The sequence below is a fragment of the Streptomyces sp. NPDC104831 genome (genome assembly GCF_055583025.1).
Map to the genome: position 1 here is coordinate 261 of NZ_JBVJOT010000067.1, position 24,697 is coordinate 24,957.

Annotated in this window: 18 protein-coding genes and 1 pseudogene; 8 read left to right on the forward strand and 11 right to left on the reverse strand. The window is 68.8% G+C overall.

From position 1 onward, the window contains the following. Positions 1-1,989 precede the first annotated feature (1,989 nt). Together ACZ63H_RS32860 and ACZ63H_RS32865 are read left to right on the forward strand one after the other, a co-directional pair. Entirely contained in the window at positions 1,990-2,394 is a 405-nt protein-coding gene (locus ACZ63H_RS32860) for a hypothetical protein (protein WP_469871393.1), read from the forward strand. Between the two features lie 41 nt (positions 2,395-2,435). Then, positions 2,436-4,925 (forward strand): helicase associated domain-containing protein, encoded by a 2,490-nt coding sequence (locus ACZ63H_RS32865; RefSeq protein ID WP_469871395.1) that lies wholly within the window; start codon positions 2,436-2,438, stop codon positions 4,923-4,925. 118 nt (positions 4,926-5,043) lie between these two features. On the opposite strand, the gene ACZ63H_RS32870 is transcribed toward ACZ63H_RS32865, so the two are convergent. From ACZ63H_RS32870 to ACZ63H_RS32885, 4 genes are all read right to left on the reverse strand, one after another. Then, positions 5,044-5,835, reverse strand: a complete 792-nt coding sequence (locus ACZ63H_RS32870) for a 3'-5' exonuclease (protein ID WP_469871397.1) — start codon at positions 5,833-5,835, stop codon at positions 5,044-5,046. A gap of 97 nt (positions 5,836-5,932) precedes the next feature. Continuing rightward, a complete protein-coding gene (locus ACZ63H_RS32875) occupies positions 5,933-8,722 on the reverse strand; it encodes an RNaseH domain-containing protein (protein WP_469871399.1) in 2,790 nt (929 codons plus the stop codon). Then, a complete protein-coding gene (locus ACZ63H_RS32880) occupies positions 8,722-11,982 on the reverse strand; it encodes an ATP-dependent DNA helicase (RefSeq protein ID WP_469871401.1) in 3,261 nt (1,086 codons plus the stop codon). Before ACZ63H_RS32880 ends, ACZ63H_RS32875 begins: the two co-directional genes overlap by 1 nt. Next, positions 11,979-13,154, reverse strand: a complete 1,176-nt coding sequence (locus ACZ63H_RS32885) for a restriction endonuclease-related protein (RefSeq protein WP_469871403.1) — start codon at positions 13,152-13,154, stop codon at positions 11,979-11,981. Before ACZ63H_RS32885 ends, ACZ63H_RS32880 begins: the two co-directional genes overlap by 4 nt. Before the next feature lie 50 nt (positions 13,155-13,204). Here ACZ63H_RS32885 and ACZ63H_RS32890 point away from each other — a divergent pair, with 50 nt between their 5' ends. Further along, positions 13,205-13,747 carry a putative phosphothreonine lyase domain-containing protein gene (locus ACZ63H_RS32890; RefSeq protein ID WP_469871405.1) on the forward strand — a complete coding sequence of 181 codons (543 nt, stop codon included), beginning with the start codon at positions 13,205-13,207 and terminating at the stop codon, positions 13,745-13,747. Between the two features lie 355 nt (positions 13,748-14,102). Then, on the forward strand, positions 14,103-15,098 hold the full coding sequence (locus tag ACZ63H_RS32895) for a DUF3800 domain-containing protein (RefSeq protein ID WP_469871407.1): 996 nt from the start codon (positions 14,103-14,105) through the stop codon (positions 15,096-15,098). A 181-nt stretch (positions 15,099-15,279) separates the two neighbouring features. On the opposite strand, the gene ACZ63H_RS32900 is transcribed toward ACZ63H_RS32895, so the two are convergent. Next, positions 15,280-16,353: a hypothetical protein gene (locus ACZ63H_RS32900; protein WP_469871409.1), complete on the reverse strand. Its 1,074-nt coding sequence runs from the start codon at positions 16,351-16,353 to the stop codon at positions 15,280-15,282. Positions 16,354-16,375: 22 nt separating this feature from the next. Further along, on the reverse strand, positions 16,376-17,176 hold the full coding sequence (gene mobF, locus ACZ63H_RS32905) for a MobF family relaxase (RefSeq protein WP_469871411.1): 801 nt from the start codon (positions 17,174-17,176) through the stop codon (positions 16,376-16,378). A gap of 301 nt (positions 17,177-17,477) precedes the next feature. On the opposite strand from mobF, the gene ACZ63H_RS32910 reads away from it, so the two are divergent. Beyond that, on the forward strand, positions 17,478-17,783 hold the full coding sequence (locus tag ACZ63H_RS32910) for a hypothetical protein (protein ID WP_467943239.1): 306 nt from the start codon (positions 17,478-17,480) through the stop codon (positions 17,781-17,783). Between the two features lie 50 nt (positions 17,784-17,833). Here ACZ63H_RS32910 and ku read toward each other — a convergent pair whose 3' ends face one another. The 3 genes from ku to ACZ63H_RS32925 form a co-directional block, all read right to left on the reverse strand. After that, on the reverse strand, positions 17,834-18,739 hold the full coding sequence (gene ku, locus ACZ63H_RS32915) for a non-homologous end joining protein Ku (protein WP_469871413.1): 906 nt from the start codon (positions 18,737-18,739) through the stop codon (positions 17,834-17,836). Between the two features lie 832 nt (positions 18,740-19,571). Continuing rightward, complete coding sequence (locus ACZ63H_RS32920) at positions 19,572-20,105, reverse strand: hypothetical protein (protein WP_467943232.1); 534 nt, start codon at positions 20,103-20,105, stop codon at positions 19,572-19,574. A gap of 35 nt (positions 20,106-20,140) precedes the next feature. Continuing rightward, the gene (locus tag ACZ63H_RS32925; RefSeq protein ID WP_469871416.1) at positions 20,141-20,968 is read right to left on the reverse strand and encodes a helix-turn-helix domain-containing protein; all 828 of its coding nucleotides are present in this window, start codon (positions 20,966-20,968) and stop codon (positions 20,141-20,143) included. A gap of 1,254 nt (positions 20,969-22,222) precedes the next feature. Here ACZ63H_RS32925 and ACZ63H_RS32930 point away from each other — a divergent pair. The 3 genes from ACZ63H_RS32930 (at position 22,223) to ACZ63H_RS32940 (ending at position 23,456) form a co-directional block, all read left to right on the forward strand. Beyond that, complete coding sequence (locus ACZ63H_RS32930; protein WP_469871418.1) at positions 22,223-22,444, forward strand: hypothetical protein; 222 nt, start codon at positions 22,223-22,225, stop codon at positions 22,442-22,444. Positions 22,445-22,509: 65 nt separating this feature from the next. Next, entirely contained in the window at positions 22,510-22,788 is a 279-nt protein-coding gene (locus tag ACZ63H_RS32935) for a NucA/NucB deoxyribonuclease domain-containing protein (protein WP_469871420.1), read from the forward strand. A gap of 89 nt (positions 22,789-22,877) precedes the next feature. Further along, positions 22,878-23,456: a hypothetical protein gene (locus ACZ63H_RS32940; RefSeq protein WP_469871422.1), complete on the forward strand. Its 579-nt coding sequence runs from the start codon at positions 22,878-22,880 to the stop codon at positions 23,454-23,456. 51 nt (positions 23,457-23,507) lie between these two features. On the opposite strand, the pseudogene ACZ63H_RS32945 reads toward ACZ63H_RS32940, so the two are convergent. After that, a pseudogene (locus ACZ63H_RS32945) lies at positions 23,508-24,146 on the reverse strand (HNH endonuclease family protein). A gap of 366 nt (positions 24,147-24,512) precedes the next feature. Then, positions 24,513-24,683, reverse strand: a complete 171-nt coding sequence (locus tag ACZ63H_RS32950; protein WP_469871424.1) for a hypothetical protein — start codon at positions 24,681-24,683, stop codon at positions 24,513-24,515. Between the last annotated feature and the right edge of the window lie 14 nt (positions 24,684-24,697).

Sequence of the window (24,697 nt, forward strand, 5' to 3'; positions counted from 1 at the left end):
CTCCCCAACAAAACACCCACCCCCCCCGGGGGGGGGGGGGAGGGGATGGGGGGTGGGCTTTTTTTCCTTCCGCTTTGAGGCCCTCTGGCCTGCTTTGCGCCCCAGGTCCGGCCTCCGGCCGGACCGGTGGCCTCCGCTGCGCTCCAGCCACCCACCACCCACCGCCTGACCCCACGTCACCCGCCATACCACCTAGTGCGCTACGCTCCGCGCGGCCCACCCGCGGGCCTCGCGGCCCGGGCAGCAGCAAGGGACGGGAGATCTGCCCGGTACTCTTGCTTCATTTTACTTCCCCGATACATTCTGGATTCATGGCCTCCCGGTGATCAGCCGTTTCGTCCACCCTCTGGGTGGGGTTACAGAGAGGAACAGAGAGTCCTGACGGATGTGATCCGTAACTCTATCTACCGTGTCTACCTGCATGGTTCAGGCGTTCAAGGTGTTAAATAGGCTTTCTGGCAGCTCAGGAAAAGCAGAGGCTAGTACAGTAGATTCTGCTATCAAGAATCAGTCTGTTTGGCCTTGGAACCAGTAAATAGCCTTGCAAGATCATTTGCAGGAGCTGAAGGTGAGCTGTCACGCTCAGGTGATCTTGAGACCTAGAAGGACAGTTGACGATGCACCAGCCGGAAGAGGGAGGCGTGGAGTGCCCGTACCGCGGTACTGGCCGCAGATGTTCCCACAGGGAACATGCCCCACCCGCCGTTTAGCCGGCTTAGCGAAACTAGGGCCAAAATACTTCTTGTCGTTTTCCGCGCTCGTAGGTGAATCAACGGCAAATGCCCTTCTGGAGTGTTCCCCGGGAAAACTCCAGAAGGGCGGGACCTTTCGTAGCCGCTAAGCTAGGATCTGGTAATTACCGGACGTTGAAAACTGAGATTAGCAACAGGATACCGCCACCTCCGATACTACACCCGATGCCGATTCCGATTCCGAGTGCGATTCGCTTGCCGATTTCGACTGGCCACTTTGGAGTCTTGTGGATGACTAGATGCCACTCTCCAAGCCTTACCTCAAAGAAGGGATCCGTATTCTTTTCAAATTTCCCCATCTCTCTTACCGCCCGCCCTTCTGGGCTAGGCGGCTGTTCCCCAAACGATGCTCTATGCATTTCGGAGGGAACGGCGAGGTATAATTCAGCATAACGATTTCGTCCTAGCTGTTCGGAGTCGAGAGAGGGAGCGCACGGTTCACCCCTGGATGCTTGGCGGCTCAGGGGCGGCGGTGAGCTCCCTCTCATTCATGCTGGCAGACAGCCTACAGCGGTGCGGAACGGAATATCTTCCTCCAGCAGGTCCCCGCGCCCTCTTCGGCAAGAAGAGGGCTACCGAGTTTCACCTTCTCATCCGCCAGCCCCGTTCTGTGAGCTGCGAAAACCCGTTCAAAGACTCAGAGTATCTGGCTACAAAAACTCGTCTATAACGTTTTCATAACTCTTTTTCCAGCTGCTGTTCGCCCTGATGCAGTGATCGTGTTCTGATAACGGGCCAGGCTTCTCTACGCCTAAAAGGGTGCTGGTAAAAGGGGCCCGCACTTGGGCAGGCCCGTTATCAGCCTGAGAACCGGATCCTCATGGTGCCTACGAAAATCCGTAGGCCGGCACAATGTCATGCTCGCCTCGTGCGAGAGAAGGCGGATCGACTCGCTTGGAGGACGCGGCGTCGTCAGAGCACAGCCTCGCCCATCGGAACAGTCCCAACACAGTGCCGAAACAGGCCCGTTCGCACCTCTCCCCTCGATGTCCGCCCAGCAGCCATCTAGAATCACTATACATAGTTCCTCCAGCTACACATAGTTGCTGGTAGAGTGGACGAGAGTCAGCCTGGAGGGGATCTCATGAAGGTGACCGTGTTCCAGTTCGAGGGCACTCCTGAGGAGCTAGACGCCTCGCAAGTACTCAAGGAGTTGACCAACCACCACCGTGGTGCCGTTTCGGTAGTCCCCGACGGCGGCCGCGACCGCGGGACTCTGCCTGCCCGGATTCCGGGAGTGGCTGACGAGGGGCAGGAAACGGTTCGTCAGCTGCTGCTCCGCAGCCCGGCTCCCAGCCTGTTCATCCGGTTCCTCGATGAGACGACTCGGTGGGACAACGTCGGTGTCTACGGCATCAAGCGCAAGAACGCACTGCCCGACGCTCCCTTGGACTACAGCCGCTACCTGCGCCTACGCCGGCAGGGATCCCAGTTCGGCGGCTTCGCCTACGTCTACGCGGAGCACAGCACGATCAACCTCCGGCTCAACTACAGCCAGCAGCAGCTCGACGAGCTCGGCATCCAGTCCGCCCGGACCCTCACCACCGGGCACCAGGAGTACCGCGTCAGCGTCGACCTCACCGACGAGACAAGCCTCGCCGACGCCCTTCAGCTGGCCGAGCTCGCCTACAACGCCACCTGAACACGGACAGTCCATAGCCCCAACCAACAGGGAGAGTCGGCATGGACCTACGACCCCACCAGCGAGAAGCCGTCGATGCGATCCTCCGAGCCCTCGAGCTGCCCGCCCAAGCGCTCACGCCCGAGTGTGGGCTGCGCACCCAGGTGGTCATGGCGACCGGATCCGGCAAGACCCTAGTCGCTGCCCGCAGCGCCGAAGAGCTCCACGCAAACCGTGTCCTCGTCCTCGTGCCCTCACTGGATCTGCTCGCCCAGACCGAGGCCGCGTGGCGCGAGGGAGGCCGCCGGGGGCCGATGATCGGGGTGTCCTCGCTGCGGGGTGAGGAGGTGTCCTTCCCCAACACCACGGACGTGGACGAGCTGGTGGAGTGGACGCGGGGCCTGGACAAGGTAACCGCGTACGCCACGTACGCCAGCCTCGGGCTGGGCACGCTGGAGCGGGCGCACGCTGCGGGTTTGGCGGCTTGGGACCTGATCGTCGTGGACGAAGCCCACCGCGTTTCAGGCCGGATCGGGAAGCCGTGGGCGGTCGTCCACAACAACCAGAAGATCCCGTCCCTGCGCCGCCTCTACATGACGGCCACGCCGCGGCTGTGGCAGCTCGGGGACGAGGACGAGGCCGGCGCACCGGGCGAGCTGGTCGCGAGCATGGAAGACGACCCCGAGGGACCCTTCGGCAGCCGCTGCTTCACCCTGACGCTCTCGGAGGCGATCGACCGGGGAATCTGTGCCCCCTATCAGGTCGTATGCGTGGACGTCACCGACACCGCGCTCCAGGCCGCGCAGCTCCTGGGTGCCGAAGGCCGCTCGGCAGAGGTCCGCGGGGCCCGGCTCGCCGCGCTCCAGACCGCCCTGGTGAAGGCGTCGGCCGAGGAGGGCTTCCGCCGCACGCTCGTGTTCCACCACGTGGTGAAGGAGGCCGAAGCGTTCGCGGCCGGCCTCCCGGACGTCGCCGCGCAGCTGCACGCATCCGACCCGCAGCTGTACCCGAAGACGATCTGGGCGGACTGGCTGTGCGGCGACCACAAGCCGCTCCACCGCCGCCGGCTCCTCGGGGAGTTCGCGGCCGGCATCGCCACGGACGGCACCGTGGTGGAGAAGTGCTTCCTCTGCTCGGTGAAGGTCCTGGGCGAGGGCGTCGATACCAAGAACTGCGACTCCGTCTACTGGGCCGACGTTCGCGGCTCGATGCCCGACCTGGTCCAGGCCGTGGGCCGGGCGCTGCGGATGCAGCCCGGCGAGGGCAAGATGGCCAGCCTGGTCGTGCCGGTCCTGCTCGGGCCCGGGGAGACGGCGGACAACATGCTGACCTCGCGGGCGTACAGCGGGCTGGCCAAGCTGCTGGAGGCGCTGCGGGCGCACGACGCCCGGATCGTGGAGAGGCTCGCGGAGCAGCAGGCACCGAGCCGCTACAAGCCCGTCAGCAAGGACGAGAGCGGCGGGAGCGGCGAGGGCTCCGGGGGCGTCAGCGCCTCTGCCAAGGCCCTGTTGAAGTTCTCCACGCCCCGTGACCCGGCCGCGCTGGCGGCGTTCATCAACCTGCGGGTCCTCAACCCGGAGCACGAGCACTGGCGGCGCGGTGTGGAGGCCGCCGTCATCTACGCACGGCTGCACGGCGACTTGAAGGTGCCGTTCACGTTCCGCGTGCCCGCCGTCGACGACCAGGAGGCGGAGGGCGAGGGGTGGCCGGCCTCGCTCGCCGGGTTCCCGCTTGGGCAGTGGATCGCCGACGCTCGCCGGTTCTACGCCCGCGGCGACATGGACGAGGACCGCGCCCGGCAGCTGGAGAAGCTCGGCATGATCTGGTCGCACTTCGACGTCGCGTGGGAGGAGGGCCTCGCGGCCGCGCGCGGTTGGGCGGCCGAACACGGGCACCTCCTGGCCCCGCTGGACGCCACCTACCAGGGCTACAAGGTGGGGATCTGGCTGAAGAACCAACGGGCCGCCGCCCGGAAGGCAGCCGAGATCGAGCAGCGGCGTGCCGAGGGTCTGCCGGTGGAGTCGTCGGCCGGGGCGCTGTCGGACGAGCGGCGTGAGCAGTTGGAGGAGATCGACGCGTCCTGGTGCCCGAGCTGGCCGGTGACGTGGCAGCGGTGCTTCCACCTCGTGCGGATGCACCTAGACGCCGGTGAGGCGCTGCCTACTGAGGCGGGCGACGTCGTGCGCCAGGGCGAGGATCTCGGGCGGTGGGTGCAGTCGGTCCGGCTCGGGTGGGATCAGCTCACGACCGTGCAGCAGTGGCTGTGCGAGCAGGTCCTCGGCATCGAGCCCGCCGGCGAGGACGAGAAGCCGAAGCCGCGCCGTACCCAGGCCGACAAGTGGGCGATGCACTACGAGGCCGCCCGCCAGTTCTACGAACGCGAAGGCCACCTGCGGGTCCCCAGAAAGTGGGTTGAGCGGATCATCGGCGAGCACCAGGAGGTGCGGGAGCACAAGCTGGGGGCCTGGATCGGGAACCAGCGCTCCCGGGCCGCGACGCTGACGCCGGAGCGGGTGGAGCTGCTGTCCGCGATCGGCATGCGCTGGACATAGACGACGCCAGAGGATACGCAGGGGAACCGTCACAGTGGCCGCATTCTCAAGCGCGACTGCTGGACTATCGCCCGTCGTCCTCAGGCCGACGGCATGATCTTCGCTACGGCGATCACCGTCAGCCGGTTCGGCACATGCGGTGCATAGTGGTCAGCAGGAGCTGGCAGTTGGTGACGGCGTCGTAGGTGCCGCCGAGAGGCTGGTAGCGGTAGGAGCAATAGCGGGTAGACCACAGTCCCTTCCAGACCGTGTAGGGGGCCATGGCGTCCACCCACCTGCGCGGTCGCAACGTCGCCCAAGCGGAGCGGGCTGGCTGAGGCAGGCGGTGGACTTCGCGTTCCAAGACTGCTCGGTCGAAGGCCGCGTTGTAGGCAAGGCAGGAGCGGCCCGCTAGGAGGTGGGTGAGGTCGGGTAGAAAGGCCTTGAAGGTGGGTGCGGCGGAGAGTTGGTTCGGTGCGAGGCCGTGGAGGGCTGTGGCCTGGGGCGTGATGTCGGCGAGCGGATTGACAAGTTCGTCGAAGAGGGCGTTGCCGTCCCGGTCGGTGACGCCGATCTGTACGGCCCAGGCCGTGTCGAGCCCGGTGGTCTGCACGTCGAGGACCCGCAGGTGCGGGTCGCTCAGGATGCCGCGAGCCCATCGGCCGACATGTTCTCGGTCGCCTGCCCAGCTTTCGGGGCGGCGCAGGGCGCGCAGGGCATCGTCGAGGCTGAGGTGGCGCTCGTTCAGAGACTGGACGTGCCAGCGTCCGTCGAGGTCGAACCGACTGTGGACGGTGCCCAGGTACCGAGTTTCTTCGTAGGCGGCCCAAGTCGGCCGGTCGGTGTCGCTGGGGCGTACGAGGTGTACGGATGTGCCGTCGACCAGGTAATCGAGCCAGTGATCCCATTCCGTCACGTCGTCCGTGTCCACGGTGGCCGTACTGCCTTCCTCCTGTGTGAGGCGTCGCTGCGGGAGACGCTGCCCAGCGGTTCGGTCGATCCGCTGGGGCTTTGCGTTGCGTCGTGGCTCAGGGCTGTCTGTCGTCGTCACCGTCGGTGGGGTCGACGGTGCGGCGGTACTCGGGGTGGTCCTTGTCCATCTGGATGCCGAGGTGGACCGGCGCGGGGTACTGGGTGCGGTGTTCCCAGTGAAGGGCGTGATCACAGAGGCGGGCGGCGGCGAGCCCGTAGGTGAGCGGGGCCTGGTCAGCCGGGTGGTGGAGCACGGTGATCTCCGTTGCCGTGTGGCTGTACCAGGTTTCGGCCTGTTCCTTGGGGTCGCTGCTGCCCCACCGGGTGTAGGACTCGCCGGCGCGGGCGTAGCGCGCGCCTCCTGTGAACTGGTGGGGGAGGTTGCACAGGATGAACGTCTGCTCAGCCTTTTCCAACTGGAACAGGCCGGTGGCGAGTTTCCCCTCCCCAGTGACGGGTTCGTCGTACTCCGGGAGGTGGCGGAGCCGTTCGATCAGGGCCGGCCGCGCCACGTCCTCGCTGCCGGAGGTGACCCGGACGACCGCTCGTGGTCGTTGGTCGGGTGGGAGCGTGAAGCCGGGCAGGGCCGACCGCTTGTTGATCTGGCCGGCCGCGTCGGGTGTCTTGCCCAGGTTCTTGTTGGCGAGCAGTGGCCAGATGCTGCGGGCCTCGCCTCCGGAGACGTACATGACGTATCCCTGTGCCGGGCCGGCGTGCCCGCCCAAGTCGTAGAGTGCGCGGTCGATGTGGCGGGGCAGGAGTTCGTCTCGGCGTCGGCCTTCGGGCAGTGGCCGGGCGCGGAAGTTGTAGTTGGCGGTGGCGTAGTCGAGCCAGGTGCCAGGTCCGGCGTGTTCGGCGGGAAGGTAGGCGAGGGCCCGCCAGTACGGTCCGTGGGGGACGAGGGCGACCAAGGTCCACATGAGTTTCGGCTCGTCGGTTGCGATGCGCCGTTCGCCGCGCTGCTGGCGCAGGTGGAGCCCGACGTGGACGAGGGGTTCCTTGAGGCCGTTGGAGCCGGAGCGAAGGGCTTTGGTCAGCCTGGGGTGCACGAGCCCAGCCACGCGGGACATATCCGCGATGGCCATGTGACCGCGGTGGTGTCCTTGGAGCTCGAGGCCCAGCAGATCGAGATCGGTGGTGAGCTCGCGTTCCTTCTTGCGGGGGTTGCGGCGTCCGGGTTTGTACAGGGTGAGGAATTGCGCGAGGACACGGTGACGGGCGAGTTCGCCGTTGACTCGGTGCTTGGCATCCAGGAGGTCGGGGTTGACGACGGTGGAGCCGGTTTTCTTCGAGGCGCGTCGCTGGCGTGCCCAGGTTTTGGGGTCGTACTCGGTTTCGCACAGGGCGAGCAGGCGCGTGTCCTCGGGGGCGTCGAGACCGTGAAGTTGCCTGACGAGGGCAGGACGTTGTCCGTGGTGTTCGCCGTGGGCCAGCAGCTCCGGTGCTGGCTGGAACAGGACCTCGACGTGGTCGTTGAGGGGGACGGGCTTGTTCTCGGCGATGCCGGTGGCGGCGAGGTCGGGGCGGTTGAAGTGGTAGGCCAGCAGCAACTGCATACGCGTGCGCATGGCCTGGGTCCTGTAGAGAGCGAGGATGCGCAGTTTCCGGCATCCGGATGCGGCGAGGATCTGCGGCAGGTTCTCGTCGTCCCACAGGACCGCGTCACGGCCTTCGACGGTGGTACGGCCGTAGCCGAAGGGGCGACGGCCGGCGACCTGTACGCATTCGACCAGGGGCTGGCCGAGGACTGCGCGGATGTGCCGGGCGAGTTCGCGTTGGCTGTACATGCCCGCGCCCCTGCCGATCGGATAGCTCACGGCGAAGGGAACCAGGGCGCGGAGTTTGCCGGGCGGGCCGCTCAGGTCAAGGGCGCTGGGTGCGAGGAACTCGTCGTCTTTGTCGCGAGGGAAGAGGTGTTCGCCGTGCAGGCGGGTCCAGGCGTCCAGGGCCAGGCGGGTGGTGTGGTTCAGGTGGGTGTGGTCGCCGTAGCCGCCGAGCTCCAGGTTGAGGAGGGGGCCTTTGGCGTCGCGGGGCTCGAACCAGGCCGTGCGGGCGCTGCGTAGCGTGTTGCTCAGCCGGGAGACGGAGGGCTGGACGACGGCCACGGGGTGGGACAGGCCGGGGTGGGACTTCATCATCACGTCGAGCCGGAGGGTGGCGTATCTGGCGGCCGCCTTCCAGGCGTTGTCGGTGTCATCCTCGTCGTCGGCGACGTCCTCGAGCGTTTCCCCGCGGGCGGCGAGCCAGGTATTGCTCCAGAGCAGATCGCGGTCCCACACCTGGAGGCAGTTGGCCAGATCGCGGCGGAAGGTGACGGTCTTGCCGTCGATTTCCCACGTCTGGGCGGCGAGCTTCTCGGCGATGGCCCAGCCGGCGGCCGTCCACACCCAGCCAGGGGCGTCGATGCAGGCTGTGGTGCGGGTGATCTGGTCCCACAGCTGGACCTGTTCGGGGGCGGTCCCTGCGATGAGGTCGGCGATCTGGCTCGGGTACTGGAAGGTGAAGCTGTCGGCCGGGGTCTGCAGCAACGCCTGCTCCCAGAGGGTGACGGCGGCATGCAGGTCGTCGCGGTCGATGGGCCGGGTGGTGGCGAGGAACTTCGGCGGGTGGGCCTTGGAGGTGGGGTAGAGCGTGGCGCTGGTGTAGCCGATGGCGCGCAGGACAGTCAGCAGCCCGCTGTAGGGAAGGTTGGCCGTGGAGCCAGTGATGCCGCGGTATTCCTCGCGCACCTTCTTCCAGGCCGTGTCGATCTTCATCTCGGGCAAGCGGTACAGCAGCACCGAGCCCAGGAGTTCTTCGTCGGTGTGGCAGGCCAGCAGGGACAGCTGGGTCTGTTCCGTGGTCATCAGGCGCCTTCGTGATCAAAGTCTTCGCTGCGGGGCAGGGGGACGTGGGTGAGCGAGGGGATGTCGGGTGCGTGGGCGAAGTCGAGCCAGGCGGTCAGGGTTGCGCCGTAGATGCGGCGGAGGCTGGCCTGTTCCTCTTCGGTGAGGCCGTCGTAGTAGGAGCGGAGCAGCGAGGGGAAGTCGGAGCCCAGGCGGGTGTCGAGGAGGGAGTTGTCGACGAGGTAGAGCTGGACGGGGGTGCCGCCGCGGCGGGCGCGGCCGGCGAGCTGGATGAGGTCGACCAGGATTCCGGCGAGGATCTCGGTCTTCAGGTAGCGGGGGAGCCTGCTGAAGCGGGGGTCGCTGCGCAGCAGGGTGTGCAGGTGTCTTCGGGCGGCCCGGCTCTGGATGGCGAGCATGCGGGCGGGGTCGGGGCCCGGGCAGGCCGCACTGATGGCGGTTGCGTTGATGCTGGCGTACATCGCCTCGGGTGAGTGCAGGTCGGCAACGGGGCGCAGGCCGACCCACACCGACGCGAGCGCGGACCGTTCAGTGCCGGGGACGAGGATGTTCAGTCCGCGGGCGACCAGTGGCAGGGGTGCGCAGATGGCCTTTACGTGGGGGTGAGTGCGGGGCAGGTCCTCGAGTTGGTCGATGGTGATGGTCACGACGCCGGTGGGCAGGTGGATGCCGGGCGGAATACCTGTCTTGGGGACGACAACGGCGATCCAGGAGGCTTGTACCGCGACCGAAGCGATGCCGACGGCGAGGAGGATGGCCTGTTTGTAGGAGTTGGAGACCACCATGGCTCTGGCCCGGTCGGGGTCGTCGATCTCCAGCTGGCGGAGGTGCTCGGAGAGCCGGGTCTGCCACAGCCGCTCCCCGAGTTTCTGGATCTCCGCTGGTTTGTGGGCTTCGGCGATGCCTCCGATGGTGATGGGGTCCCATACGGTGTCCGAGGCGGAAACGTTGCCGGCCAGGGCGGTGACTGCGCCGGGGGTGGCGTCGGTCATGACATAGGCGGGCTCGGCGTGCACGTGTTCGCAGGCCGCGCGGGGGAAGAAGGCGGTCGCTGACAGGGCGAGGACGCTGCGCTCGACGCCAGCGGTGGCGAGGGCCATGGTGCCGCCGAGCTGGACGGTTCCGGTGTGGGGGTCGCCGCCGAGGGACTGGACGAAGAGTTCGCCGCCGCCCCGGTTGTCCTTGTTGACCTTGAATCCGAACAGCTGGTAGCCCAGGGGCCCATACGGCAGGGCGCCGTTCTGGGTGAATGAGCCGAGCGCTCGTGCCAGTTCACGGCCGGAAGTCAGCTGGGAACCGAGTCCGGCGATACATGACTTCAGGTAGGTCAGGCTCTGGTGGAGGCAGCCCAGCCAGGCGCGCACGAGCAGCGCGTTGGTGACGTCCGCGTGCCGCATCTTGGGGATCTTGAGGCGTTTGAGCGCCCGGGAGATTTCCGTTTTGAGGACGGGCAGTTCGTCCTCGCTGGTGTCCCGGCTGACGGCCCGGGCGAGGATGCCGGCCAGTTCCTGGAAGCGCGGGTCCGGGGCGGTGTCGTCGCTGGAGTCGGGGAAGATGGCGCGGAACGCCTGGTGAATGTCCGGGTCGAGGCGGATGTGTTCGTCGAGGCCGAGCAGGTCCCTGATCAGGATGCGGTCCCAGATACCGGGCACGTGCCAGCCAGAGCCAGGACGTTCTTCCTCGTGCGTGTCCTGCTCGAGCCAGAGCTCGCCGTCCAGCACGTAGTTGAGGAACTGCTCCCCCAGTCCCCTAGCTTTGAACAGGGCGTTGACCACCCGGCGGTCGGCCGCCGCTGCCAGGCTCTGCCGCTGCTGGTCCACCTGCAGCAGCAGCGAGGTCTTGCTGATGCCGCGCGTGGCCAGGGAGAATGCGTGGGCGCCCGTGGAACACCAGCTGTTCTGCAGGTTGTCGACCTCGTCGACGATCAGCTGGCGGCAGTGACGGTTGAGGAACTCCATCACGGAGATCTGCCGAAGGAGATGCCGGCCGGTGTCGACCGGGACCTGGAGGAGACCGCGCAGCAGGTTGTGATGGTTGGTGACAATGATGTCTGCGTGGACCGCCTCGCGGAACAGCGCGTACTTCCCGCATACTCCCATCCGCGGGCAGGCGTGCGGGCCGGTCGGCTCCTCGTCCCCGGTGCCGGCCACGGGGTCGGTGACCTTGGTCAGGGCACGGCACGGTTCGCGGCCGCGGGTGACCTTGGGGCCGTCCGCCACCCATGCTGACAGGTCGCATCCGTAGGCGAGCCGGTCGTGGCGGTCCTCGCGGCCCTGTTCGGCGGCGCGCTGAGCCTGTTCGGCGAGGCGGGTCTCGGTTACCAGCGGCACGCAGCGCAGCTTGTGGCGGGCGGTGGCCTGGGCGAGCTGGGCGGTGACCTTAAAGACGAGTTCGTCGTCCGCTGCGATCTTCTCGGCGCCTGTGAGGCTGTCGTGGATCGTGCTGACGACGATAGCGACGGGACCCTGGCCGCGGTCGGCCAGGAGCGGGGCAAGGTTGTTCATCAGCACGCTCTTGCCCACGCCCGTCGGTGCGTTGACGATGGTGAGCTTCCCGGCCGGCAGGTTCAGACGGGTGACGGGAGCGCCGGAAGCGTCCTGGAGCCGGTCGAAGAAGGAGGCGAGCACGCCCGGCTTCCAGCCGTGGCGGCCGGGGTCGGCCGCGGCCTGGCGCCGGGCCAGGCGCAGGATCTTCTTGCGAGTGGCGGTCGTCGTGGCCGTGTACGGGGCGGTCGTCAGCTGCAGCGGCCGTACGTGGGCGCCTTCTTCGGTGTCGGGGATGGTCACCACCGAGGGCTCGGATCCCCCGAACTGCCACAGGCCGGGGCCGGCCACGGGCAACGGCAGGCGGGTGTCGTAGTAGTAGCCTTCGGCTTCGCGCACCAGCTCCCGGGCCAGTTTCAGCGGCTTTTGAGCGTGCGCGGCCAGCAGGTAGGTTGCCTCCCGAGGCGGCACATCATCAGGGAGCCGGTACAGGCCGCTCCCCGAGGTTGCACAGGTTCGCGCGAGCGCCTCGAACATGCCGCGTCCGGCCAGGTCGTCGGGGCGCACGTGCCAGTACCGGCCGGCCAGCTCCCGTACGCGCCGAGGGACCCGGGGCCAGTGCTCCCACAGGTCCACGCGGGCGGCCGCGAACACGTGCGCCTGGTCCAGCGGCACGACCATCCGGCCGTCGGCGTCACGGAAGCCGAAGTACTCCTCGGCCAGCGCCAACGCCGCGGCGACGGACAGCGTGCGCAGTTCCCACTCCTCCGGCCTCACCGCGGCGCTCCGCACGCGTCCTTGACCTGCTTGGCCAGGCGGCTGACCGTGGTCACCTTGACGCCCCGGCCTCGTACCTGGGCGGCGAGGAAGTGCCGTTCGCTGTGCTGGTGGTCGGGCAGGACGATCGTCAGCCCCTTCCGCAGCACCGGGCGTTCCGAGAGCGCCTTGCCGAGCGCGACGACCGACTCCCACGCCTTGGCGTCCACGCGCCAATGCCGAGTGCACTTGCCCGGCACCGCCACGGTGATGTGCACGTCGTACTCGTCCGGCCGCTGCTCCCCCGGCCACATCTCCAGCTCGACGAACGGCAGGCCTTCGAGCTCGTCGCGCAGCTGGAGTTCGAGGAGCACGGGAAGAGTGCCGTAGCGCCACACGTGCCGGTTCACGGCCAAGTGATCGGAGCTGGCCGGCAGCGGTGTGACCGGCACCGCGGCCTTGCCGGTTCCGGTCAGCTCGCCCGGGCCCGGCCCTTTGCCGGGCGTGTACCGGTAGTGCACGCCCCGGGGCGCGTGGGCCTCACAGCGTACGTCGAACAGTGGCCCGGACCGCAGAGTCCGCATCGGCCAGCGGCAGACCGGGCACGGATACCACCAGCCGTCGACCTGGCACCACGGCCAGTCGGCCACGGACTCGAAGAAGTCGAACCGCATCCACAACCGGTCCCACTGGCGGCTCAGCTCCCGCACCGAGCCGGCGGCATGCGTCCCGAGGAGGGTGCGGGCGCACCGGTACTCCTCCGGCGAAAGGCGCCGCATGAGGTCGAACAGACGCTGTTCTTCCTGCTCGGCGCGTACCCGGGCCCACGGCCAGTACTGCTCGAGCGCCGCTTGTGGTACCAGGTGCTCGCTGCACAGATCCTTAACCGCGTCACGGGCCAACCCCTGCGCGTCGAACAACTCCATGCTGTCGAACCGGTCGGGCCTGCCCGACGCCGACGGAAGCAGAGGTCCCAGCGGGCCGCGCAGTCCCTGGCGGAACTCCTTCATCCCGATCTGCGCCGCCCGTTCAGGGCGGTGGGCCGCTCGAAGCACCGCCAAGCAGTCCATGAGCAGCCTGCTCCGACGGCTGGGTGCCAGTACCGGATCGCTCTCCGCGACGACCGCCATGCAGCACGCCGTCAAAGCCTGGTCACGCCGCTCCTGGTCCGCGGCGACTTCTCTGACAGCCACACCGGAACACATAGCCACGTACCATGCCTAAAGTCACATACCGTTACTTCGTGCACGACGAGCCCACCCAGACAGGCCAACAGCCCGCAAAGGCGCCCCCGCCAGCAGCTGACACCCACAACCGATGGCAGTGGGCCATGGCCCCCGGAATCGACTTCTCGGCACCGGCCGCTGTCAACGAATTCGCGGAAGCCGGCAAGTGGCTGTGGTTCCTGCCGGTCCGCGCCCTCAATGCAGGCTGGCGCCTCATCAAGGCGGCCGTGGAAGCCGGACAGCTCGGACCGGGAGCCAAGGTCGCCACGCTGGGCAGCGACTTCGACGGCGACCCCACACGCCGACCAGTGATCATCTACACCGCCAACCATCACGACGAACAGGACGTACAGCGCGTTCTGAACGCCCTCCGCGCACTCGGCGTCCGCGACGCACTGGCCTACAAAACCGACGAGGCCACCGCGCGCGGAGAATACGGAGACGGAACCAGCATCTACACCAGCCCCGCCGGAACCACCAAAATCATCCAGCGCGACCGTCAGACCCGTCCGGCCGCACAACGCCCGCGGGCAACGCGGCCGACCGCAGGCACAGGATGAAGACCCACCCCGGCCCACACCCCCTCGCAGTTGGGACCGTCGGGCGCGGGGGCCTGCCCGGCCGCAACCGACTGAGACACCCACGGCTCCGTGGCAGGCCATGGTTCAGGGACAGTGTCCACTGCGTCGAGAGCGGCAAAAGCTCGCACGTAGACTGCAGGATGCAGATCTGTTGACTGCAGATTCAGGCTGATGCACTCCTCACCCGGTACGCACCGCTGACTGCACCACCGTGCCTTCCGCACAGCTCACCAGCCGGACGGCACGATCGAGGCCGAGGGGATAGCCGACCGGTGCGGGTTCCATCGCCGACTGCGGCTAATCCGCCCTTAAAGCTCTCGGGCATCCTCCATGCATGTCCACTTCATCCTCGGAGCGCCCCGTCGTTTACGTCGACGAGTCCGCGAACTCGGGCCAGAACCTCCTCGACCCGCACCAACCTGTCTTCACGGTGGCTGGGGTCCACCTCCCTGACGACCTCGCCGCCTCCATCGTCGGCGAGGTCCGTGGGCAGCTCCCGCCCAATCTGCGCGAGCCGAAGTACACGTCGCTGGCGGGTTCCAGCCGCGGGCGGAAGTCACTGATGAACGCCTTCTCGCGCCTACCCGAGGGGAGCGTGCAGACCTACCTAATCGACAAGCGATTCATGGTGGTGACCAAGATAGTCGACGTGATCGTGGTACCCATGGCGCGCCGGGACAGCTACAACCTGTACGACGGGAAGGAAAACCTCGCACTGGCGAACATGCTGCACCTGGCTGGCCCGGTCATGGGGGATGCGGACGCCTACGACCAGATGCTCCACGCGTTCGTGAACTGGGTCCGCCAGAAAGCCACCACCGACGAGCTGTACACGGCCGTGGCGGCCCTCAAGGCTTCCGCGCAGGACCAGCAGTTCGCCGAGTACGTGGAGATCCTGGAGCACTGCCGGCCCATCGCCGACGAGACCGCAGCGGAGATCGCATCCGGGGGGCATCGGGACGAGCTGGATCCAGCGATCCCAAGCCTGTACTGCCTTGCTACAACGTTCGGTCAGACCCTGGGCAAGTTCCGCCTGGTGCACGACGCGTCGAAAGTCGTCGACCGCAACACCACTCGCCTGCACACCGTGCACCTCCTCCCCGACCCCGCCCGGCCGGGCGAGTTCATGAACCCCCTGATGGGCGCCATCGAGTTCGCGGACAGCAAGGACCACCCGCAGCTCCAGGTGGCGGACTGGGCCGCTGGCGCGACGCGCCAGTGGGCGCAGCAGATGGCAGGTGGCGGCGGGGACCAGTTCTCGCGTGAGCTGGAGTCGGTTGCCCGGCCCTGGCTCATCGGCGGCATATGGCCGGCTCCCGTGGAGGACTGAGGGTCATGATGGCGATGCCCCCACTCCCGCCGATGTCGTCCACTTCCACCCGGTGGCTCCACTCGGTGGAGTGGATGCCGAGCATGGTGTCGTCCACTCCCGGACGGTGGACTTCACTCGGTGGGGGACGCGGGCGTCGTCGGTGCGCAACACCGCACCGGGTGAGCACCATCGGGTCCACTCAGTGGCCGGCCTCCCGGCCTCGGTGCGGTCCGGGATGTGGTGGGCGGTGCGTCTGCTGGTCGTCCGGGCGCACCGGGCGCACCGCGCCGATGTCGTCGTCCTGTCCGGTGTAGCGGTTCGCGCGGACGCGGTCCGAGCGGGCGCGGGAGTCGTCGCCCACCTTGGCGAACGCGTCCTGGAGGCGGCGCAGCCGGTCAGCGGTGAGATCGAGAGCTTCCACGTCCGTGCAGGATTCCCGCAGGGCCCGCAGCGCCGTCATGTCGATGGCCTCCCCGCGACCGGCCTTCTGCACCTGGTCGTGGGGCTCGGGGTCGGCCGGCTCGAGCGCGAGCATCTGCTCGGGCATCGCCGCCTGCTGGTGGGCGACGACGTCGTACGCCCGGCCCCGCACGGCGGTGGCGGTGGTGGTGCGCAGGTTCTCGCGCACCACGGCGCCGGCGAGGACGGCGCGCTCGTACTGGAGCGGGATGCGCGGGATCTCCCACTCCCCCGCATCCTGGCCCGGGGGCCGGGGCGCGGGCGGCTCGCCGGGATCAGCCGGGGGTTGCCGGTCCGGGTCGGGCGCGGGGGTGGCTGGCCGGCGGGCGGGGAGGTCGGCCAGGGACCACCGGGCGGTGTAGAGGCGGTAGGCGGCCTCTCGGCCGCGTACGGTCTTCGGCTCGGTGATGTCCAGGCAGTGGGTGGTGATGGCGGCGGCCACCACCTGGTTGTCCAGGCCGGGGTCGCGGCGGCGGCCGCGCAGGACGAGGGCGAGATGGCGGCGGGCCTCGGCGAGCAGGTGCCGGCGGTGGAAGCGCCCGCCCTCGTTCATCACGAACACCGTCGCGGCGACGTCGACGGCCGCCAGGGCGACGTCGACCACGGCCGCGACCCGGGCCCGGATCGCGGCGGCCGCGGCGCGGGCGTCCTCGAGGAGGGAGGTGATGACGTCGGCGGCGACCTTGGAGGTGAGGATCGCGCTCACCTTCCACCAGACACGCAGCTGCGCGAGCGGCCGGGTCTTCCGCTTGGACGGGCGGGTCTTGCGGGCGGCCATCTGGTTCATCTTGGCGCGGGCCCGCTCCGAGACCACGGGCAGGAACTTCAGCTCGCCGTCATCGTCGACGGCGATGACGTACTCCTCCTCCAGCTCTCTCCATCACCGGCCGGCGCCCCGGCGTGACGGTGCGCGGCTCGGTCGCCAGCCCCAACGGCTCGCAGACCTCCGCGGCCACGATCTCGTTGTAGAGCGCGGACGCCGCCACCGTGTTCTCGTGCAGGGCCGTGGTGTGGACCGAGCCCCACTTCCCGTCCAGGCGCTGCCCCTTCACGGACAGCAGCAGATGGTCATGGAGCAAGGGCCGCCCGGAGCGCGCCTCGTAGTGGCGGAAGCGGGCGGCGACCAGACCGCCGGGCGGCCTCACCCGGTAGATGCCGTCCTTGCCGTACCGGATCACCGCGACCTCGTCCTCGATCCACTCCAGCACCCGCTCGATCGCGTACTCGTGCGCGGCCTCGATCACCCGCCGCGTCTCCTCATCCCCCAGCGCCCACAGGAGGTAGATCGTCGGCTGCGGCCGGAACACGAAGTCGACACCCGTGACCGTCACCCGGCGTCCCAGGGCGCCGGCCTTGAACGCCTTCTTCGGGGAGTCGCCCTCGGCGAGCCGCTCGGCCTCAATCCGGTCCGCGTACGGGTGCCGGCCCCGCTCACCGAACAGATTCCGCAGCTGCGCCTCGGTGACCTCCTCACACGCCGCCAGCCCGAGCACGGCAAGCCCCCGGCCCATCCAGCGCCCGACCGGGACACCGGCCTGTTCCTGGGCGACGCGCAGCGGCGTGCGCGCCGGGCGGCGGCCGTCACCGACCACGGTCTCGCGGAGGTAGTAGCGGTACATCTGACCGGCCCGGATCACCCTGATTCCACTGTCATGCAGACCACGCCACACGGCTCTCTGACCTGCAAGAAAAGACCGGTCAGCGGTACGTCCCGCCAGACGGGAGCAGCGGCCGGACTTTCTTTGCCGCGTCCCGCCGGGCGGGACGCGGCCCCGGGCCGGACGCCAATGTCATCGCTCTCCGGCAGCCCTCACACCACGACCCGGACAACACCGACAAGCGCCACTGAGCATCACCCCACGCCAAGAAACGAGCACCGCCTACACCAGCCCCCGGCACCCGCCGGGGGCTTCGTCGTGCTGCCCGGAGGAGACCACCGTGCCCACCTTCGAGACCCTCCCCCGCTTCACCACCGACCTCCAGCACCTCACTCCCGCCCAGCGCCGGCGCTTCCACCACGTCGTCCGGGACGCCTTCGTCCCCGACCTCCGCACAGGCCGCTTCCGTCCCGGCCTGCGCGTCAAGCGCGCCCGGCAGGCGCACGGCATCTACACGCTCACCTGGTCCATGGGCACCGGCCCCGCAGGACGCGCCACATGGGAGTACGGACCCGAGCACCGCCCTGGCGAGAAGCACATCGTCTGGCGGCGCATCGGCGGCCACAACATCCTCAACCAGCCGTGAGCAAGGCTGTGAGGTGTCGGTCCCCGATGTCGTGGACCGCGTCGCCGGGCTCAGGCGCTGCGCGGCCGGCGGCCCGCCGTCTTCTTCGCCCCGGTCTGCTTGGCCGGCCGCTTCTTCGCGGCCGTCTTCTTCTTCGGCTGTGGTAGCTCGTGCACCTCGGCCGGACCGGCGTCGCCGCGGGATGCCTTCGCCTTGGACACCGACTCCTGCAGAGCGGCCATCAGATCCAGCACCTGGGCCGGCCGCTCCGGCTCCTCCACCGCGGGGAGCGGCTTGTCCTCCCGCTTCGCCTCGATGATCTGGGCGATCGCCTCGGTGTAGCGGTCGGTGAACTCGGGGCCTTCCAGCCGGTCGATGGTCATGGTGTCCATGAGGGCGAGCGCGCCGGTGATCTCGTCCTCGGAGACCTCGGTGGGCGGGGGCAGGAGCTCGGTGGGGTCGCGGATCTCGTCGGGCCAGCGCATGGCGTGCAGGACCAGGACGTCGTCGCGGACCCGCAGCAGCCCGAGACGTTCGCGGCCGGACCAGGCGTACTTCGCGACGGCCACCTTCGCCGAGCGGGAGAGGGCTTTGACCAGCAGCTTGTACGGCTTGGCCGCGACCTGGCCAGAGGGCTGGAGGTAGTACCCCTCGGCGATCCGGATCGGGTCGACCGACTCCAGCGGCACGAACGCGTCGATCTCGATCGCCTTCGCCGTCGGCAGCGGCAGATTGCTCAGGTCCTCGTCCGTGATGGGGACGACCTGCGTCTTCGTCAGCTCGAAGCCCTTGCCGATCTCGTCCTGGGGGACCTCGCGGTCCTCGAGCTCGCACACCTTGCGGTAGCGGACCCGGCCCTGGTCAGGCAGGTGGTACTGGTGGAAGTGGATGCTGTGGTCCTCCGACGCGCCGACCACGTTGATCGGCACCGTGACCAGGCCGAAAGTGATCGCACCGGACCAGATCGTGCGGGGCACGACACACCTCTCCCACTCACCCCGAGCACCACCAGTGTAGGTTCTCAAATCCCGTGTCATCTTCTCCGCCGCAGTCTCAGCCCGGCGTCATGTCGCAGGTCAGCGGCCCGCATCGAACGGGTGCTCTGAGGAAATGACACGGAGATTGAGAATCCGGCGGCCGACATCTCCTGAGACGCCGTGAGAATGCCCAGGTCACAGGACCGGCACATGACACGTGCGGCGATAACCTACAACCAGGCTATGTACCCGCCCGGAACCCCGCATGTGCGTTCGCCGGGGCGTCGGCGGCGCGCTGCGCGTTGCTCACACCTCCCGGCATGTCCCGGGCCGGGGCATGCCGGCGCAGGAAGCCGCAGCCGCCGCTCAGGGGTGGGACTCAGACCGGGCGGGGGCCGGCACCGGCAACCCGGAGCACCGGCCAACCGATCTCGATGCGCCACTCCTCGGCGGCCGGGGTGTCGCGTGGGCCCACGATGTGGGTCTCGCGCACCGGCCCGGCCCGGCCACGGCGAGGGCGTGGCCGGCGACCCATCTGCCCGGCTCGCCGTGGGTGACGTCGATGGTGTCGTGGGACCCCGGGTGCACGGTGACCGCCGCGGGCGGGAGCTCGGCGGGCGGGAGCTCGGTGCCGTGGACGCGTCCGAGGTCTGGCACGGGCTCGGTGGCCGGGACGTACACGAGCACGTCCCCGCGGCCCTCGCTGACAGCGTGTTGTCGTAGAGGCCGCCCGCGGGGCCCGTGGGTGCGTCGATGACGGCGTCCAGCTCGGCCATCGGGCCCGCGTACCAGGGCAGCACCTCCTGGGCGGTCGAGGCCGGCAGGGGATTGCTCATGCGGATGGTCTGTCCAGGCGGCTGTTCGATGAGGCGGCCTTCGGGCGGCTGGTAGGGGCGGTGTCGTCCGGCTGGTCGCACCCCTTGGTTCGGGCGGGCCGCAGGGACTGCCGGCGGCACTGTGTGGTTCTGGGGCTGGCCTGTTGGCGGGTTTGACGGGTACGGCGGGCGGCGGCCAGGAGGGCGGTGACTTGGGCGGGGTCGGTGCCGGTGACAGTGGCGATGCGGTCGATGCTCATACGGAGGTCGTCGTGGAGGAGTGCGGTGTCCTCGGCCGGAGAGGGGGTGCGGCCGCAGCGGCGGGCGACGGCCCGGGTGTGTTCTTCCCAGGCCCAGGCCGAGGGGCATTTCCTGGTCATGACCCAGGTCCAGTTGCTGGCGATGAGGTCGAAGAGCTGGGTGACGCTGAGCTGGGCTTCCTCGTGTGGGAGGCGGGCTGCGGCATAGGCGTGGTAGGCCGGGCGGTGCAGGTCGTAGAAGGCGTAGAAGGTGGTGGTGAGTACGGCCGCGGCGGGCGGCGTGGGCTTCATGGTCCTTCCCCCCTTGTGTGGACGATGCGCAGAGATCAGCTGAAGGTGGTGTCTTCTTCGGCGGCCCGCTGCGCGCGGCGCCACAGGAGCCTGGCGATGTTGGGCAGGCTCTGCAGGGCGAGGGCGAGCCGGTGGATCACCGGCCAGTCGGGGACGCCGGGGCCGTGCAGGGCCCGGTGGAGGTCGTCGGCGCTGATGCAGTGCCGGGTGGTGGCCCCGGGGGCCGGCGAGCCGGCCGCGTAGTGCAGGCCCCGCAGGTAGGTGTGCAGGTAGCGGACGGGGTCCTCGTTTTCTGAGGGCTGGACGTTGGCGGCTACTTCCCACAGCGGCTTCATCAGCTCCGGGTCGGTTCCGCACGCCTCGCAGATGGCCTTGACGTGCGTCCAGGAAAGGGGGCGCTGCCCGGAGAACAAACGGGAGACGTAGGACTCGTCGACCCCCATCAGTTTGGCGATCTGCCGCTGGCTGCGGCTGGATTCGTCCTTCATCCGTTCGAGGGCGCAGAGCAGGCGCCGGCCTGCCCCGCGCAGGTCCGGGACGTCGGTGGCTGCGGTGCTGCCGGGGGCATGGGCCGCCTTGGGCCGCCCGCGTGTGGCCAGGGCACGGTCGACGGAGTGCGGGTTGTACTTCTTGCGCAGCCGGTCCACGGTGAGTCCGGCGATCGGTGCGAGGTCGGCGAGCGACTTGCCCTGGGCACGCTGGCGGACGACGACGGCCCCGATCGCTTCGTCGACCAGGCCTCGGAGGGTGACGAGGTCCTGGAGGAGTTCGGTGTTCGGCGTGGCCGCACCGTCGGCGCTGAGCAACAGGGTCCCGGAGACCGTGATGCAGTCCTCGGCGAGGTCGCGGACGACTTCGGTCATACGGGTGGCGAGAGCGGGGTCGGCCGGTGATGCGGGGCGAGTGGGCCGCGGGATGCCGTCAACCGTCTGGTTGCTGGAACGGGTGGACAAGGGGACACCTCTTCAGGGGTGCTGGACGGGTATCTGTACCGGCCGTCCGGCCGCGGACGGCCGGACGGAGCTGGGGGCCGGCAGGGGGGCGAGCGTGAACTCGCGCCCCTGCCGGTGATCAGGTCAGCGGCGCCAGATCCAGCGACGGACCAGCACAGACCCGTGAGCGGCCGTCAGGAAGAGGGCAGCGGCGGGCAGTCGATGCGGCGGCAAGGCGTCGGGGAACGCGAGCAGCGGGAGGCCGATCGCGGCGACGGGAAGGCTCCCGCGGAGCGTGACAGCCTTGACATGCCAGACCGGGGTTTGAGGCGAGTACCGCTGCGGGATGATACGGTCACGACTCGATTTCCGGGCGGGTGCAATTGCAGCCGCGGGGAAACGGGTTCGGCGTCGGCGCAGAGGCATCGGGATCTCCCTTCTTCTGGGCGGGCGTTGAGAGCGACAAGACCCCGGCGCACGGGCTACCAACCAATCGGCGCCGGGGTCTTTGGTGTCCGGCAGAAGATGCCGGGAGGAGGACGCTACTACGTCCAGCAGCGCTTCGATGTCGGAAAGTGACGACCACGGGCGTCGGTGCCCGCCATCCCGTGGACAGTCACACCGAGGGGCTGCGCACGTAAGCGGTAACAAGTGATCAAAAGGAGTCAGCAAAAAAGGACATATGCTATAAATTCGCGAATCGTAGTGCGCCCGCGCAGACTTCGTCACCCCTCCGTGCACCCGCCGCGCGCCCGCGTCCGCCCCTTCGGAGATCCACAAGCGTGTCAACAAAAAGGCTGAGCTGCAGCGTGTCCGCGGCCCGGCCACAAAGCGGGCGGAGTTTTTTCTGTCCCTCAAGGTAGAAGACGTGTCAGCGGAGCCCCGCCAGTCCCTCCGCCGCCGGAACCGGAACAGCCACCGGTACCGGCCATGACTCAGGTGTCAACAAAAACCCGAGGGCCGGGGCGGCCCCCTCGGCCCGGCCCGGGTCTCCGAGAGGAGCACAGCACGGGTTGGAGCAGCGCTTCGAGGACGGCCGGCACGTCGCAGTCCGCGACGTCACCAGCCACCTGCTGCGCATTGCCGACACCACGGCCACCGGCCAGCGTGGGCGTGCCGCCCCCGGCGCATGCTCCTTGCCCGCCTCCAGCAGCCGGCTTCTTCCCCGCCCAGCAAGAGACTCTGGTGGAGGAACCGGATCCAGCGCTCGACGCCAAGGACATCCTGGCGGGAGCGGAACGCCTCAGCCTCCCGTGGGCCCTGGCCGCGCCCGGTGAGCGGCACCGGCCGGACGGGGAGTTCCTGGTCATCGCCGTGGTCGTCGCCGTGAACGCAGTGCGCTGCGAGGAACACGAGGGGCACATCCGGCGCCCAGAGGTTCGTAGAGCAGCCCCGCGAACTCCTTGAGGAACTGCTGCTGGCATACGGGCCGGGCAGAAAGCAGCCTCGCTCGGCCGGTACGCGCTGATCGGGTGGCCCGGGACGCTGGTCATCCTGAAGCGGATGAAGACAAGAACCGGGTCGCCGTGTGTCCGAAGAACCCGCCGGCCGACATGAAGCGCGCGGGCCGCACCTCCTGCGACGAGTACCCCTTCGCCTCCACCTACGAGGGCGGCACCCACCTGCCGGCCAAGGAGCGCACCATCACGTGGGTGAGGAAGGCGGAGAACGACAGCCAGGGCGGGACCATCACCACCTGGCGCCGCGCGTACCACGTCATGGACCACGACCCCTTCTTCGTGATCGTCTGAACCGCCGCACCACCTTGTGCTAGACCACAGGTGCTCCTTCCCGGCCGCCTCGGGCAGGGGCACCTCGGCTGTGAAACGGGAGCTTGTTCATGCTGGTCCACGAAGCGGAGTTCACCGTCGACCTCGGCGAGAGCGGATACCTCATCGGGTTCACCGAACACGACGACTACCCCAACGAGATCCCCTACGGCTGGCGCTGCGAACCCGCCGGCGCCGCCAGCGCCATCGTCCTGACCACCACCGACACCGGACCCCTGCAGCTCACCCTGCAGATCCACGACAGCCGGCCCGGCCCCGAGACGGACAGCGCCTGGGAACCCGCGGAAGAGATCAGCCTGCTGGCCGAGACCGACCGTGTGCACCTCGCCACGGTCGACCCCGGCGACGTCACGGACGCATGGCCGCAGGAGGAACCGCCCCTGCATCTGCACCCCACTCCCGGCCCGGACCGCTGGATCCGGATGCGTCTGTACTGCCACGCTGACGATCCCGAACCCGGCATCGGCGACCACGGTGAACGGCACCTGATCCAGCTCTGGCCCGCACCGGCCACACCACCCGTCCACCCCACCATCGGCGAGGAAGACCTCCAAGCGCGCGCCGAGTACGCCGCGAACCGCTCCGGCCTCCTCGCGGACTACACCACCGACCTGCCGGTGCAGGACTGACCACATCACTATCCAGGCTGAGCTGGTGCCTTGGGCCGCAACGACCCGGCCCTACCTGGCGAGGGTGACGATGACCGGCGCGTTGGGGCAGTGGCTCAGGATCTGTGAGAGGGCGGCCTCCTCGACGGTGTCGATGCTCAGGCCCCAGCGCGTCTTGTCGGCGACCCAGTCGGTGACGTACTGGCAGCGGTAGCCGGCGGCCGGCGGCAGTCACGTCGCCGGGTCCTGGTCCGCCTTCGACCGGTTCGACGCGGCCGACACCGCGATCAACGCCCGCGCGTCGCCCAGGTCGTTGGCGTAGGCTTCCCGTTCCGCCGGCGACCAGGCGGATGCGCCGGAGTCCCAGGCCTCGGCGAGCGGGACCAGGTGGTCGATGTCCAGGCCGCGCGGGCCCTGGAGGTAGCGGTCGTCGTACGGGCTGTACCACTCACCCCCACTCAGCGCGCAGCGCGCACCCTGCTCGGGCGCGATCACGGCCTCGGCCTTCAGCACCTCGGCCCGGGTGGTGCAGCCGTCCTTGTCCGCGTCGACCCAGTGCTTGAACTTGGTGCGCTCCTACCCGGTGCGGTCCTCGGCGAGGACGGGCAGAGCGGCCAGGGCATCGCCTACCGGGAGGGTGACGGTCCGGCCCGGGGCGCGCCCGGTGATGCCGGCGGCCGGGGCGGAGTGCGCGGTTGTGGGCAGGAGCAAGGCCGCGAGTGCGGCGGCGAGAGGGGGGGCCGGGCGGAGCGCACGACAAGGTCCCTTCGAAGATCACTGGTCGTGCTCTTCGTAGCGGCGGCCGTGCGACGCGCCCGGGAAACCATCGCCTTTACCCGGCCAGGGGATACGGGAGACGGCCTGCGGGTGCTTCGGGCGGGTCCGGTTCCGCGCAGGCGTGGATGTCGGCCGCTTTGCTGAGCAGCCCAGTCGGATGTCGGTCCAGGCCGACAACCGACTGATCGCCTGAAGGAGCGGCCCTCGATCGGCTGGTGCGGGGAACCGGCGACGTGCGTCGTCCGGCTCCGGGTGCCGGACGTCGGCGCGGCCAGCGAGTGACCTCAATGGCCGCCGCAGCTACCGCTGGTCAGGCCAGGCGGCCAGGTCGACCGTGCGTCGTGAGCAGCAGGCGGTAGCGGCCGGGGCCGCTGATGGAAGGCGGATCACCCGGGTGCGTCCCGGCTCGCGGACGATCGCGGACTTCGTCTCCAACTCGACCAGCTGGTGCATCAGGAGCAGGCTGCGCATCGGGATTGTGAGAC

Excerpts from the sequence above, each read along its gene's own strand:
- ACZ63H_RS32950 (WP_469871424.1), bottom strand. The coding sequence starts at position 24,683 with ATGCGCAGCCTGCTCCTGATGCACCAGCTGGTCGAGTTGGAGACGAAG.
- ACZ63H_RS32865 (WP_469871395.1), top strand. The coding sequence starts at position 2,436 with ATGGACCTACGACCCCACCAGCGAGAAGCCGTCGATGCGATCCTCCGA.
- ACZ63H_RS32920 (WP_467943232.1), bottom strand. The coding sequence starts at position 20,105 with ATGAAGCCCACGCCGCCCGCCGCGGCCGTACTCACCACCACCTTCTAC.
- ACZ63H_RS32925 (WP_469871416.1), bottom strand. The coding sequence starts at position 20,968 with ATGACCGAAGTCGTCCGCGACCTCGCCGAGGACTGCATCACGGTCTCC.
- ACZ63H_RS32895 (WP_469871407.1), top strand. The coding sequence starts at position 14,103 with ATGTCCACTTCATCCTCGGAGCGCCCCGTCGTTTACGTCGACGAGTCC.
- ACZ63H_RS32940 (WP_469871422.1), top strand. The coding sequence starts at position 22,878 with ATGCTGGTCCACGAAGCGGAGTTCACCGTCGACCTCGGCGAGAGCGGA.
- ACZ63H_RS32875 (WP_469871399.1), bottom strand. The coding sequence starts at position 8,722 with ATGACCACGGAACAGACCCAGCTGTCCCTGCTGGCCTGCCACACCGAC.